This is a genomic window from Bradyrhizobium australafricanum, from assembly GCF_020329495.1.
GTDB classification, from domain to species: domain Bacteria; phylum Pseudomonadota; class Alphaproteobacteria; order Rhizobiales; family Xanthobacteraceae; genus Bradyrhizobium; species Bradyrhizobium australafricanum.
The window spans coordinates 25,955-37,723 of sequence record NZ_JAGKJL010000074.1 but is presented as its reverse complement, the minus strand read 5'-3'; the positions used below and the strand labels follow the sequence as shown (position 1 = coordinate 37,723).

At 62.2% G+C, this 11,769-nt stretch carries 14 protein-coding genes and 2 pseudogenes; 11 read left to right on the top strand and 5 right to left on the bottom strand.

The annotated features are described in order from the left end of the window. Positions 1-161 precede the first annotated feature (161 nt). From J6525_RS47700 to J6525_RS39505, 3 genes and pseudogenes are all read left to right on the top strand, one after another. Positions 162-683 (top strand): septal ring lytic transglycosylase RlpA family protein, encoded by a 522-nt coding sequence (locus J6525_RS47700; RefSeq protein WP_376708626.1) that lies wholly within the window; start codon positions 162-164, stop codon positions 681-683. Positions 684-1,145: 462 nt separating this feature from the next. Further along, positions 1,146-1,935, top strand: a pseudogene (locus J6525_RS39510) (Mu transposase domain-containing protein); the annotation flags it as partial. Positions 1,936-1,943: 8 nt separating this feature from the next. After that, positions 1,944-2,114 (top strand): annotated as a pseudogene (locus J6525_RS39505) (IS21-like element helper ATPase IstB); the annotation flags it as partial. Positions 2,115-2,332: 218 nt separating this feature from the next. On the opposite strand, the gene J6525_RS39500 reads toward J6525_RS39505, so the two are convergent. Further along, positions 2,333-2,719, bottom strand: coding sequence for a nuclear transport factor 2 family protein (locus J6525_RS39500; protein ID WP_225648682.1), 387 nt, complete (start codon positions 2,717-2,719; stop codon positions 2,333-2,335). A gap of 217 nt (positions 2,720-2,936) precedes the next feature. Here J6525_RS39500 and J6525_RS39495 point away from each other — a divergent pair, with 217 nt between their 5' ends. Then, on the top strand, positions 2,937-3,113 hold the full coding sequence (locus tag J6525_RS39495) for a hypothetical protein (protein WP_225648681.1): 177 nt from the start codon (positions 2,937-2,939) through the stop codon (positions 3,111-3,113). Between the two features lie 10 nt (positions 3,114-3,123). Here J6525_RS39495 and J6525_RS39490 read toward each other — a convergent pair whose 3' ends face one another. Continuing rightward, the gene (locus J6525_RS39490; protein ID WP_312010043.1) at positions 3,124-4,470 is read right to left on the bottom strand and encodes an ATP-binding protein; all 1,347 of its coding nucleotides are present in this window, start codon (positions 4,468-4,470) and stop codon (positions 3,124-3,126) included. 72 nt (positions 4,471-4,542) lie between these two features. On the opposite strand from J6525_RS39490, the gene J6525_RS39485 reads away from it, so the two are divergent. Continuing rightward, complete coding sequence (locus J6525_RS39485; protein ID WP_092088829.1) at positions 4,543-5,187, top strand: response regulator transcription factor; 645 nt, start codon at positions 4,543-4,545, stop codon at positions 5,185-5,187. 137 nt (positions 5,188-5,324) lie between these two features. On the opposite strand, the gene J6525_RS39480 is transcribed toward J6525_RS39485, so the two are convergent. Beyond that, positions 5,325-5,765 carry a hypothetical protein gene (locus J6525_RS39480; protein ID WP_092088806.1) on the bottom strand — a complete coding sequence of 147 codons (441 nt, stop codon included), beginning with the start codon at positions 5,763-5,765 and terminating at the stop codon, positions 5,325-5,327. Positions 5,766-6,487: 722 nt separating this feature from the next. Next, on the bottom strand, positions 6,488-6,634 hold the full coding sequence (locus J6525_RS39475) for a hypothetical protein (protein WP_225648680.1): 147 nt from the start codon (positions 6,632-6,634) through the stop codon (positions 6,488-6,490). Positions 6,635-6,669: 35 nt separating this feature from the next. Here J6525_RS39475 and J6525_RS39470 point away from each other — a divergent pair, with 35 nt between their 5' ends. The 5 genes from J6525_RS39470 (at position 6,670) to J6525_RS39450 (ending at position 9,926) form a co-directional block, all read left to right on the top strand. After that, on the top strand, positions 6,670-6,834 hold the full coding sequence (locus J6525_RS39470; protein WP_176937151.1) for a hypothetical protein: 165 nt from the start codon (positions 6,670-6,672) through the stop codon (positions 6,832-6,834). A gap of 48 nt (positions 6,835-6,882) precedes the next feature. Continuing rightward, complete coding sequence (locus tag J6525_RS47115; protein WP_312010042.1) at positions 6,883-7,119, top strand: thioesterase domain-containing protein; 237 nt, start codon at positions 6,883-6,885, stop codon at positions 7,117-7,119. Positions 7,120-7,600: 481 nt separating this feature from the next. Beyond that, on the top strand, positions 7,601-7,810 hold the full coding sequence (locus tag J6525_RS39460) for a hypothetical protein (RefSeq protein WP_092088827.1): 210 nt from the start codon (positions 7,601-7,603) through the stop codon (positions 7,808-7,810). A gap of 129 nt (positions 7,811-7,939) precedes the next feature. Then, positions 7,940-9,040 (top strand): glycosyltransferase family 4 protein, encoded by a 1,101-nt coding sequence (locus J6525_RS39455; RefSeq protein WP_225648678.1) that lies wholly within the window; start codon positions 7,940-7,942, stop codon positions 9,038-9,040. Positions 9,041-9,413: 373 nt separating this feature from the next. Next, positions 9,414-9,926: a PRC-barrel domain-containing protein gene (locus J6525_RS39450; RefSeq protein ID WP_225648677.1), complete on the top strand. Its 513-nt coding sequence runs from the start codon at positions 9,414-9,416 to the stop codon at positions 9,924-9,926. Positions 9,927-10,181: 255 nt separating this feature from the next. On the opposite strand, the gene J6525_RS39445 is transcribed toward J6525_RS39450, so the two are convergent. Beyond that, complete coding sequence (locus J6525_RS39445; protein ID WP_057017197.1) at positions 10,182-10,409, bottom strand: hypothetical protein; 228 nt, start codon at positions 10,407-10,409, stop codon at positions 10,182-10,184. A gap of 225 nt (positions 10,410-10,634) precedes the next feature. On the opposite strand from J6525_RS39445, the gene J6525_RS39440 reads away from it, so the two are divergent. Continuing rightward, on the top strand, positions 10,635-11,747 hold the full coding sequence (locus J6525_RS39440; protein ID WP_092088800.1) for a DUF1236 domain-containing protein: 1,113 nt from the start codon (positions 10,635-10,637) through the stop codon (positions 11,745-11,747). Positions 11,748-11,769 lie beyond the last annotated feature (22 nt).

Genomic DNA, 11,769 nt, shown 5'->3' with positions numbered 1-11,769 from the left:
GTCAACGTGACGCGCTGCGGCAAAAACATGCTTGCTGCAGCGCGTCACAATTCGGAAGTATCGGTATGCACTCAATTTCCGGTGCTCCCTGCGTGTGCAGGAACGCACTTCATAGGTTTGCATTGATCTGTTGTTATTTAGATTGTTGAGTGAGGCCGATCATGCGTCCGCTTTCTGGAATGATCGCGATTGCAACAGTCCCGACGTTGATCGCAATTCAGGCTACCCCTGCTGTCGCGCAGTCCTTCGACGACAGGTGGTCTGTCATTCCAAAGGCTCATGCAGAGCCCGCTCCTGAGAGACCTGACCAGACAAAGAAGGATGAGCCGCAAGTGCAACCACCGAGCGGACAAGAGCCGACAAGTGAGACGGAGGTTCGCTCTGGGACTCGATCTTTCAATCGAGTGTTTTCCGGAAAAGCCTCGTTCTACTCATACCCGAAAGGAAAAACAGCCAGCGGTTCTCGGTTCAATCGGGATGCGCTGACAGCAGCGCATCGCAGCCTGTCGTTCGGCACGAGAGTTCGCGTCACTGATCTTACAAGCAGGAAATCTGTGGTGGTTCGAATCACCGACCGCGGACCAAGGGTTCGCGATCGCGTCCTCGACCTTTCACTTGGCGCCGCGCGCAGCTTGGGCATTACGGATCGTGGCGTGGTCCAGGTTCATGCTAAAGTGCTTTAATAGGCGGAATAACGTTTATGCGGCGCCGGGATCGATGAGATTGTCGGGACGTGGCTGCGCGCAATGCGTTGGCGGTTGAGCATCGGCGGCGGGCTGATTGGCGCAAACGCGAATGGCGGCGAGCCGGTTTCGCGCTGAATTTGATCATCTCAATGTCCGCGCCGTTGTCATATAATGCTCAAGATCGGATGGTGTAGTCGGTGATGTGTTTGATCGGAAGGCGCGGCGGATGTACCCTCGCCAGATGATCTAATGGCCCCGGCGTGAAAGCGTCGGGGCCATTGGCTTTGCGGCGCGGCACAAGCGGAGGGGCCTAGCGGTTCCCAGCGACTTCGGGCCGAGTAGCGCCACCAGCGAAGCGGAACGCTGGTAACTGTCGCGCGTTTAAGCTCGTGTGCGAGAAAATTTCGCATTTCGCTTTCTTCCTCAACGCAAGCAGGTATTTGAAGCCGGTTGCCGACCGGTTTTCCTCATCTCTACAATCGCCGCTTCCTGCAGATGTGCAGCCACTATCTGGTTGATCCGGTCGCCTGCACGCCAGCGTCGGGCTGGGAGAAGGGGCAGGTCGAGAACCAGGTCGGGCTGGTCAGGGAACGCTTCTTCACGCCGCGGCTACGGTTCAAAACCTCGACGAGTTAAACGCCTGGCTGCTCGACGAATGCATCGCCTACGCCAAGGCTTATCGCCATCCAGAGCTGGTCGATCAGACGATCTGGGAAGTGTTCGAAGCCTGCCTGGTGCGCTTCGACAACAACAAGTACTCGGTCGCGGCCAGCGCGGTCGGGCGCCCGGTCGAGGTCCAAGCCTATGCCGATCGCATCGTGATCCGTCAGGATGGAAGAATCGTTGCAGAGCGCCCACGATCCTTCGGCCGCGGCGAGACGACCTACGATCCCTGGCACTATGTGCCGGTGCTGGCTCGCAAACCCGGCGCCTTGCGCAACGGCGCTCCCTTCAAGGACTGGGTGCTGCCGGCCGCAATCGAGCGGATCCGGCGCAGGCTTGCCGGCACCGATGATGGCAATCGGCAGATGGTCGACATCCTCAACGCGGTGCTGACTGACGGTCTGCCGGCGGTGGAACCGCCTGTGCCGAAGCGCTCGGTCATGGCGTCCATTCCGCCGATGTCGTGCTCAACATCCTGGCCCGTCAACGTGAACCCGCCCCACCGGCCAACATTATGACACCGGCCGCACTGACGCTCCGTCATGCACCGATCGCCGATTGTGCCCGCTACGACAATCTCCGGAGGACCATCTGATGGAACGAACCCAAATCTTCGACCTCATGGGCGAACTCAAGCTCTACGGCATGAAGGCTGCCTTCGACGAGATCATGGCAACTGCCGTCAAGCGGCAGCACGAACCTCAGCGCATTGTCGGCGAGCTGCTCAACGCCGAGATCAACGAGAAGCAAGCTAGGTCGATCAAATAACTTGGCTTCCGCGGCGCACTGAAAGCGGCCCCAACCACAGGGGGGCCGCCAATCCGAACGATACGGGTTTTCCTCTGGCAGTCGGGGGGCACTTTGGCTGACCAGAAGCGCTAATTAGACGCTGATCTCCTCTCGATGGTTCCTTGCCTGGCGCGTCTTCGTCTCACCCTTGCGAAGGATGTCGAGCTTCGCCGAGCTAGCCGGGGCCATCGGAGCTACATTGTGCCGACGCGCTCGACGAGATGGGCCCGTGAGGGCGAGGAGGCAAACCCCTCAGCGAAATATTGCGTTTCGTGGGCAACCAGCCCGTCGCGGAATTCCATGATGCTCACCACGTAGGACGGTTTGTCGTCATAGGTGAGGAGGTACTCTGTGATCCAGAGATCGCCGCCGCCGATCATGCGATGGATCGTGAATCGCTTCTTATTCGGCTGGACCGTGCGGCTTTCCTGAATGCTGCGCCGGCCACGGATCCGCTCACCCGACTGCGGATAATCGAGCACCGCATCCGTGGCGTAGATCTCATGCTCGCGCTCGAAATCGCTCGCATCTGACGCCTCCCAGTGGCGCTGCAGCGCCGTGCGTACCGCTCGATCGTCCATCGCAATCTCCCGGCTGTGCCCCGCGCGTTACTTCGCAACGTTCTGGCCGCGGTGGCAAGGGGAATGTGGCGCCGCCGCCACGGTGATGCGAGAGCGACTTCGTCATTCCCGACTAGGCAATTGCACAACTGAGGGCTCACGAAACGCACGATGGCAGGTTCGATCCCTGTCCTCACCTCCAACTTCGCGTCACGTACTCGGTGGCACCGGAAAGAGGGTGGCCGAAGCTGTCCACGGTGGCCTCGGCGGCGCCTTCGGGCTCGAGGAGATCACGCCGCAGGACGACGGGCTGGTGGATTATCTAAGCTATGAAGGCAAACGGGTTCGGATTGTGTTTGTATTCGATGCCCTTGGCAAGATTTCGCATATGCGGTGCACCCCGTCCTCGCGGTGATGACGCGTCCTCATCGCGCAACATGGTTCTGGAGTGGAATCCGGCAACGCACGATGGTCTGGCCTTGCTCGCGCACCAGCTGCAGCGTTCCGTCGAGCGCGCGCACCCGTTCGTGCATGCCGGTCAGGCCTCTCCCAAAGTTCAGGTCCGGCGGCAGGCCAATGCCGTCGTCCGAAATCTCGAGCTGGATTTGATCGCCGTTGACGGTCGCCGCGACGCCCATCGTGGTCGCGTGAGCGTGCCGGAGCGCATTAGTCACTCCCTCCTGGATAACGCGGTACGCGGTTTGCGAGAGCAGGGCATCGAGCTCATCCAGGCGATCGTCGAGCCGGGATGTCACGCGGAGGCCGGGCGCTTGGGATCGGGCGTTTCGCAGCAACGTCTGTACGCTTGCGGCTAATCCAAGATCCGCGACATAAAGCGGGCTCAGTCCCTCCAGGACGCGCCTGTTCGCCTGTTGCAAGGCTTCGGCTGCGCTGAGGATGCCATGCGCCGGCGAACCCGGCTCGGGCGGGCCCTCCGCCTCGGGATCCGACAGCGCGGTAGCGTTGGCGCGGATCGCGAACAGAAGCGGGCCCATCTCGTCATGTAGCTCCCGGGCGAGCTCGCGGCGCTCCTCGTCCTGCACGGCGACGATCTTGCGCAGCAGGTTCCGATTGTCTTGGCTAAGCCGCCTCAGCGTCACTGCAAGCTGATTGGCTTCCGCACAGCTCTTGCGGATCTCCGGAGGGCCGGCCTGCGGAATGGCGGCATCATAATCGCCGTTTCGCATCCGGGTCAGTCCGGCGCCGAGTTGAGCCAGCGGCCGAAGCGCCGCGCCGGTCGTGAAATAGGCGCTCAGCGCGGCGAGCAGCATCAGCGCCGAGCTCGACGAGACGATCGCAACGAAGCCTGCCCATTTCTCCTCGATGTCCGGCGACAGATCGGGACTGAAGACGATGTCCCCGACATGCGTCGCTCCGATCCTGATCGGATGCGTGGAGCCGAGCTCCGGAACCTCGAGCAGGGCAGTGAACCACGCGGGAATGTTGCCGTGGTGGCGGTCCGCCGCGCTGCGCTGCGGCCGCGTTCCAGGCAGCACGAATGCGATGGTCTCGGACCTCCCGAGCTTGTCCGCGAATGCGTCGAGGGTTTGCGGCGGATTGCCGGCGACTGCGAGCGCGGCATTCAGCGCATTGGCCACCAGCTCGGCGGAGCGCGCGGCCTGGGCGTTCTCATTCTCGAACTGCTCGGGGGAGACGATCTGCAGGGCGAGGCCGCCGAGCAGCAAGGCGCCGACCACCATCGCGGCCATCGGCAGCAACAGCCGGGCACGAAGTGAGAGGTGGTTCCAGAATCTGTTCCAGAGTCTTGCCACGTCGGGCTCCGTTCAGCGATTCTTCTCTTTCAATTTCCGCGCGAAGTTCTATCAAAGGCAGGGGAGAGAATGATGCACGATACGTCCAAATCGTCCATGAGAGTGTTGATCGTCGACGATCACCCGGTGGTGGTGTCGGGCTGCCGGTCCCTGTTTGCTTCCGATAAGACAGTGAAGATCGAGGAGGCCGCCGATGCCAAGGCCGGCCTGCGCGCCTTTACCCAGAAGCGGCCGGACGTAACCGTGATCGACATCAAGCTTCCCGATGTCTCCGGATTCGAGCTGCTGCGCAGGATACGGAAAGACGACCCGGTCGCTCGGATCATCATGTTCAGCATGAACGACGATCCCGCTTTCGTGGTGCGAGCGGTGGAGATGGGGGCGCAAGGCTATGTCTCCAAGAGCGACGATCCGCGCCTGTTCGTCAAGGCGGTGCGCAAGGTCGCGGCAGGCGAGCGGTTCATTTCGCCGCATCTCGCGGAGGCGATCGCGTTCGCCGGCGCCGCGATCAAGGCCAGCCCCGCCTCGCAGATGTCGGCGCGGGAGCTGGAGATCTTGCGGTTGCTCGGCCGCGGCGACAAGATCGTCGAAGTCGCATCAGCGCTAGGCATCTCCTACAAGACTGTCGCCAATGCCACGTCGCTGCTCAAGCAGAAGCTCGGCGCGAAGAACCACTCAGACCTGGTACGGATCGCCGTCGAAATGGAACTTGGCTGATCCTTGCATAAATTGAACTGGTCGCGTGCAGTGACGCGGACAATTCTTCATTGTCGTACGCCAGGCGGCATTCATCAGGCCAAATCGAAGCGACGAACGCACCGGTAGCGGCAATCTTCAAGCAAGAGCTTCACGGCTCACCAGTTCGGGAACGACCAGCCCTGCCATCCCGGCTCGCGATAGCTCGCGAAGCGCTGACCGCGCTGTGCAAGTCGCTGGCGTCTCTCGCGCTGCGCCTGCCGGGTGGGCTTTGCGTGTCGCGCGCTGCGCTCGGGGCGCGTCGGCGGAGCTGCCCGCGACGCATCAACCTGCGCAACCGTCGCGGGCGGCGCAGCGGGGACCGGCGCCGCGACAGCCGCCGAAGCTGTGGGGGCAGGCGCGGCGGCAGGGAGCGGGGTGCTGGTGTCCATGCGTATCGCCTCCGGCCATTTGTGCTGCGAGCGAATGCGGATGATTGTGCGATTGATGTCGTTGCGAGCGACGGTGACTGGCGCCGGGGCTGAAAAATACCAGTCGGTGAGAAGCAGCAGGCCGAGCAGCGTCGCGCCTGTGAACAGAAAGTACCGGACCAGAGGCATCAACAACCTTCACCGCAATCCCGGACCGCATATCGGCACCGGCGCCGATTAACGGGAGAAAATGGCAAACGTTCCTCGCCGATCGCATGGGCTGAAACATGAAGCCGCCCGCGGCGGCCCCATCACGTCGTCGGTACGCTCACCAGGTCACCCAGGTACGGCCGCGCCAAATAGCCCGCGTTTTTCGTGCTCGAGGAAGCTCGCGCGGCCCCAGCGCCAATTGTCGTGAACCACGACGCGGCATTCACGCGGATAATCATAGATCTCATGGGTGTGCCCGCACATCCGCCCAGCGCACGCGATCGCCGCCGATGCGCTGATCGCGGACACGGCCAGGAAGCCGGCGCCAAGGATGGCGCTGCGGCCGTCTTGCCGAGCCGTCTCATTTCATATCTCCTCAGGTCGGAACCATTGCCGCTGCGCCAACATCCGGTTTTGCTGCCGTCCTTTTTGGTCGGGAAAAATATGCAAATGGTTGGGAACGGTTTGCCTCGGCGGCAGTTGATGATCTGCTTAAACGAGCACAATCAACTTCCCCAAAGGCTCCGGCGCGGTTCCCCGGCTGCGCCGGAGCTAATTATTGTGCCGGGTCGCGGCGAGCAGGAAAGCGCGCCGACCGCGCCTTTGACGCGCAAGGGATTTTGATCAAGCAATCAGCCGGCTGCACTGCCTCACACCGCAATGGTTGCCGAGTCTGACCGAGCTGAGGCGGATTGCCAGCGCTAAAATGGAGCGCGCACCTGCTGCGCGGCGAGCATCGCCGGACTCTTTGCCGCCCTCGATTGCACGAACAGGCTCGATGTCACGATCAGTGCAAGCGAGAACAATGCCACCACCGACATGCATGCGACCTGACCGCCAGCGCCCATCTCAGCCACTCCGTGTTTTGCCTCGGACGGTGAACGTGGCAGAAACCGGTTCGTTCCTGATGTCGGGAAAAATCGGCAACATGCGGGCGGCTGCCGCCGGCGCGGGTGGCGGCCGGCTGATGAAACCCGTCGCATGCGGCAGCCGCGAATCGACAGCGTCCGCCTCGGCGCGGCTCCTGATCGGCACGACACTCGCCTAGTATGCGATAGCTTAGCCTTCGCCTGCGGCGCGCTTCTCGGCCGCTCGGGTGGCAAGGATCGTGGTCACCGCCCGGGCGCGCGCCAGCTCCTTGGTTCGCCTTCCGCTTATCCTGGAGCGGCAAGCCAGCGGTCCTTTCCTTTTGGGCGGCAAATGCAAGGGCGCCATGGTGGCGTTCGAAGCCGCTCGCCGACTGATGGCCACCGGAAACAATGTTCGTATGGTCGCGATGATCAACCCGCCGACGGTCAATGCCGTCCGGCGACCCGAGCGACCGTCAAGCTGATTAAGCCGATCGTCTCGCGCTACTTTTTACGCAGGAGTTTTGACGGCGCCATATCTTCTGGCATCGCTCGAGGTCTCCGCAGCGTTTTACTCCGCCGAACACGAGGGACGCAATTGACGGCGCCTCTGTTCTCAACTCGAAGTGTCCAAGTGCCTTGGGGGCTGCATGACTGTCGGTGCGAAGCGGCTGGTTGATCACCTGCGGCGGAGAATCGACGCGCTAGCTGCGTGCCTTCGTCACAAGAAATCCACCGTCTATGACACTGTTCGCGCCGTCGACCGGCTTTTGCGGAGCCGTGCTTAGGGGCCATGATGGCCAGATCATCGCGCTGAATCGGATCCGCGATCACGCGCGGGCGAAAGCTTTCTGATCGGCCTTTCGAGCGCTTCTCCACCAAAGGTCGAAGATTCGGAGAAAATTGGAAACTTTTGCCATCGCGCTGAGTTGGCAGCGACTGGATGCGGTCGCTTGGAGCGTGAGGATGGTCGACGAAGTCACGGTGAGAAGGGCGGCAGAGACGGCCTGGATCGTGTACCGGGCGGCGCACCCTGACGTTGACGTTCACGACAGCCGCCGCTGCCTGCTCGAGCGCTATTTGCACAGGAGACGGGAAGAGCGAGAGAGCGATGCCGAAGATCTCGCCAGCTTCGGGATAGCCTACTTGCACCAGCCTCCCGAAGACGAAGGTTGACGGGCGTGAAGATGTTCGTCGCGCGGATGGTCTGCGAAAGCACAAAGCCCAGTTGGACGCTGCTAGCGATTTCATACCTCAGCTCCGCGGTCGTTGTGATTGCCGTGCAGTCCGTGGTCGGGGCCTAACATGCGGATCGCCCAGCTTGCTCCATTGGCCGAGAGCGTTCCGCCGAAGCTCTATGGCGGCACGGAGCGCGTGATCGCCTGGCTTGTCGACGAACTGGTCGAGCTCGGACACGACGTCACCCTGTTCGCGAGCGGGGATTCGAAGACAAAGGGAAAGCTCCATCCTGTCTGGCCGCGTGCGCTGCGCCTGGGGCGAAGGGGAACGGATCCGAACGCCGCATGCGCGCTGCTGATCGAAGCCATCGCCGATCGCGCGGGCGATTTCGACGTGATCCACTCCCACGTCGACTGGTTGCCTCTTCCGGTGCTAAGCCGGACCGGCGTGCCGTTCCTGACGACAATGCACGGCCGGCTCGACCTTCCCGGGCTGTCCGATGTGATCGGGGCTTTCCCAAACGCGGCCTTCGTCGCGATTTCCGACGACCAGCGTCGACCACTTCCGGATGCGAACTGGATCGCGACGATCCAGCATGGGCTGCCCAATGATCTGTTTAGGCCGTGCTGCGAACGTGGTTCGTACCTGGCCTTCCTCGGGCGGCTGACGGCGGACAAGGGACCGGAGGCCGCCATACGCATCGCACGCGCCGCGCGGACGCCGCTGCGGATAGCGGCCAAGATACCGCGCGCGGAGACGGCCTACTTCAAGAAGAAGCTCGAGCCGAACATCGATGGCGGGGAGATCCAACTTGTCGGCGAAGTGGACGAAATCGGGAAGCAGCCGTTCCTCGCCGGGGCCGCCGCGTTGCTGTTTCCGATCGCGTGGCCGGAGCCGTTCGGGCTCGTCATGATCGAAGCGATGGCGTGCGGGACACCTGTGATTGCCTACCGAGCCGGCTCGGTGCCCGAAGTGGTGGAAGACGGCGTCACCGGCTTTATCGTGGATAACGAGGAGCAGGCGATCAGGGCAGTGAACGAACTGGGCCGGCTGGACAGAAGAGTGGTCCGCGCCCGGTTCGAGGAGCGCTTCGCCGCAAGTCGGATGGTGAAGGAGTACGAACGCCGATATCGCGAGCTGCTCGGCCGCGGAGGACGCGAAGGATTCGAGACGGGGTCAACCATATCGCGCCCGGAAGTCGGCACGGCTTCGGAGTCTCTTCGTTGAGTCGCCGATCAGGAGGCTCGCATGAAAACCATTCTTTGCACGGCGGCTTTTGTTCTTCTCGCGACGGCCGGCCCTTGCGGACGAAGTGCCTCCTCCACAGCCGGAGGAGCAGGCCGGCGACTCCGCAAAGCAAGCGGAAGACTGTTCGAATGAGGTTTGGCAGCTTTGCCTTCACTCCCAAGGCAAGGGAATTGTCGTCCGGCTCGTGAGCACCGAACATCGTTAGTGGACCGGATCCTGACCCCCATCAAGCATGGGTAGAATCCTTTGCGCCCCGTTTCGACTGAAAGGAGCGATCAGGAACAAGTGGCAATCGCGGGCGTTGGGGCCCGGCATCTTGAACGGGTGCGGCTCACGTTGGAGGAGATAATCGATGAAAAGCTTTCTTGCCGTCGCTCTGCTTGGCACTGCCGTGATCGGCGGCGGCGCGTTCGCGCAATCCACCCAGCCCGCCGATCGCGCCGCGCCGGCGGTCACGGCCCAGCCGGCCGATACGAAGATGGCGCTCAAGGGAAATTGGCGCGCTTCGAAGCTGATAGGCCTGAACGTCTATAACGAGGCCAACGAGAAGCTCGGAGACATCAACGAGCTGCTCGTCGACAAGAGCGGCAAGATCAACGCGGTGGTGATCGGTATCGGCGGCTTTCTGGGCATGGGCGAGCACGACATCGCCGTCTCGATGGACAAGCTGAAGTTCGTCGAAGAGCCGGTCCGGACCAGCTCGAGCAGCACGTCGACCAACTCGCGCGACACCACCACGGGCGCGGCTTCGACGAATACGACGAACCGCAACGCGAACGATTGGGTCCCGGACCACGCGGTCATGAGCGGCAACAAGGAGCAATTGAAGGCGCTCCCGCAGTTCAAATACTCGGACTATAATTAGTGCGGCGAGAACTCACGGAAAAAGGGCCCCCGCTGGGCCCTTTTTTCTGCCGGGCCCAATGGTCCAAAAAAACTCGCCCGGTTTGCGGGCGAGCCTTTCATGCGGACCGTTCGCTCAGTGCATGTGAACTATCCAATAGCCGACGCCGCCAACAACGAGCACGGGGGAACGGCCCATAAAGTCAGTACAAGCATTTTCTCCTCCAATGGCCTTCAGAACGTTTTCGCGAGGCCGGCTCGGCCCTGCGATGGCCGTTTACTGTTCGGTGCAGACCTTGGTGGTCTTCACGGCGGACTCGGCTTCCGTCTTGGTCTTGTAGACGCCGTCGCCCACGACCGTCGTCGTGGTCGTCGTCGGCTTGGTGTCGACAACGGTGCACTTTTTGGTCGTTGCATCACGAACGATGTAGAACTCGGCGGCGCTGGCGGCCTGGGTGCCGAGGGCGAAGGCGGCGAGGCCGCCGCACACGATCAGCTTCTTCATTGACTCCTCCAATGGCTTCTAAGTAGTCACTGCCAACGGGCAGGCGGGCGCGAAGTTCCGTTTCTTCCCGGCAGTCGGAAGGCACACCGCTCATGTCGCGAGACTGATTTCTCGCGGCGAGAAGAATTTCCGCCGGCGCCGTCTCAGCCGATTTGCCGAAACTTCCCGTTCTGGAACCTGGCCCTTCGTCCGGTGTTGTTCGGCGACCAATTAGGAGGATTTCAGATGAACAAGCGTTTATTGTTGGCTACGACCGCCGCAGTTGCGCTCGCGACTTCGGCTCTCGCACAATCTTCTCCGAGCACGTCGAGCTCCAATCCGTCGGCTACGCAGCGTCAACAGGATTCCACGTCGACGCCGCCGTCCTCTTCGACGTCGACACCGTCGTCCAACTCCGCTCCGGGATCCGCGCAGACCAACCCTTCGACGAATGCGGCGCAGACGCAGCCTCCGCCAGCGACCGGCCAGAGCGCTGCAGGCCAAACGTCCAACTCCGGTACGGGCACCAACACCACGCAGGCGCCCACGTCGAACAACTCTACCAACCAGGCGCAGACGAGCCAGCCCTCCAACCAGACTAATCCGCCTTCGAACCAGGCGCAGACCAATCCGCCTGCGAACAATCAGACACAGAGCGCGAACCCACCGGCTTCGGGCACCAATCAGGCTCAGTCTCCGACGGGTAGCAATCCGACCACCACGGCCCAGCAGCCGAACAGCCAGCAGAACACGGCCAATCGCTCGTCGAGCACGAACGTGAACGCGTCCGTGAACATCAACAATCAGCAGCAGACCCGGATCAGCACGTCGATTTCACACCTGAATGTGCAACCGCTCAACAACGTGAATTTCTCGTTGTCGATCGGCACGGCCGTGCCGCGCGATGTACATCTGCAGCCGCTGCCTGCGGAGGTCGTCGAGATCGTGCCCCAGTACCGGGGCTACAACTTCGTGCTGGTGAGGGACGAGATCGTGATCGTGGAGCCCTCCAGCTACAAGATCGTCGCGGTCCTGCCGTACTCGGGCCGCTCCACGGCGGCCGCGCCGGCGCGCACCGAACAGCGCAAGACGACCTTCAGCGACAAGGACCGCGAGGTCATCCGCAAGCACGCCAAAGCGCGGCCGGTCGAGCGCGAGCGTCGCACCACCACCGGCAGCTCGGTTCGTACCGAGATCCGCACCGGAGAGCGCGTGCCGGAAGGCGTGGAGATCGAAGCGTTTCCCGAAGAGGTCTATCGGGATGCTCCGACCCTTCGCGAGTACCGGTACATCAACCGGGACAGCCGGACCTACATCGTCGAACCCCATGAACGTCGCATCATCGAAGAGATCGACTGATCTCGCCAAGGAAGGAGAATAT

What these genes read in the sequence shown, in the direction of transcription:
- J6525_RS47700 (WP_376708626.1), top strand. Translation starts at nt 162, where the DNA reads ATGCGTCCGCTTTCTGGAATGATCGCGATTGCAACAGTCCCGACGTTG.
- J6525_RS39475 (WP_225648680.1), bottom strand. Translation starts at nt 6,634, where the DNA reads ATGGGCGCTGGCGGTCAGGTCGCATGCATGTCGGTGGTGGCATTGTTC.
- J6525_RS39500 (WP_225648682.1), bottom strand. Translation starts at nt 2,719, where the DNA reads ATGGACGATCGAGCGGTACGCACGGCGCTGCAGCGCCACTGGGAGGCG.
- J6525_RS39455 (WP_225648678.1), top strand. Translation starts at nt 7,940, where the DNA reads ATGCGGATCGCCCAGCTTGCTCCATTGGCCGAGAGCGTTCCGCCGAAG.
- J6525_RS39480 (WP_092088806.1), bottom strand. Translation starts at nt 5,765, where the DNA reads ATGCCTCTGGTCCGGTACTTTCTGTTCACAGGCGCGACGCTGCTCGGC.
- J6525_RS39440 (WP_092088800.1), top strand. Translation starts at nt 10,635, where the DNA reads ATGAACAAGCGTTTATTGTTGGCTACGACCGCCGCAGTTGCGCTCGCG.
- J6525_RS39460 (WP_092088827.1), top strand. Translation starts at nt 7,601, where the DNA reads ATGGTCGACGAAGTCACGGTGAGAAGGGCGGCAGAGACGGCCTGGATC.
- J6525_RS39485 (WP_092088829.1), top strand. Translation starts at nt 4,543, where the DNA reads ATGCACGATACGTCCAAATCGTCCATGAGAGTGTTGATCGTCGACGAT.
- J6525_RS39450 (WP_225648677.1), top strand. Translation starts at nt 9,414, where the DNA reads ATGAAAAGCTTTCTTGCCGTCGCTCTGCTTGGCACTGCCGTGATCGGC.
- J6525_RS39445 (WP_057017197.1), bottom strand. Translation starts at nt 10,409, where the DNA reads ATGAAGAAGCTGATCGTGTGCGGCGGCCTCGCCGCCTTCGCCCTCGGC.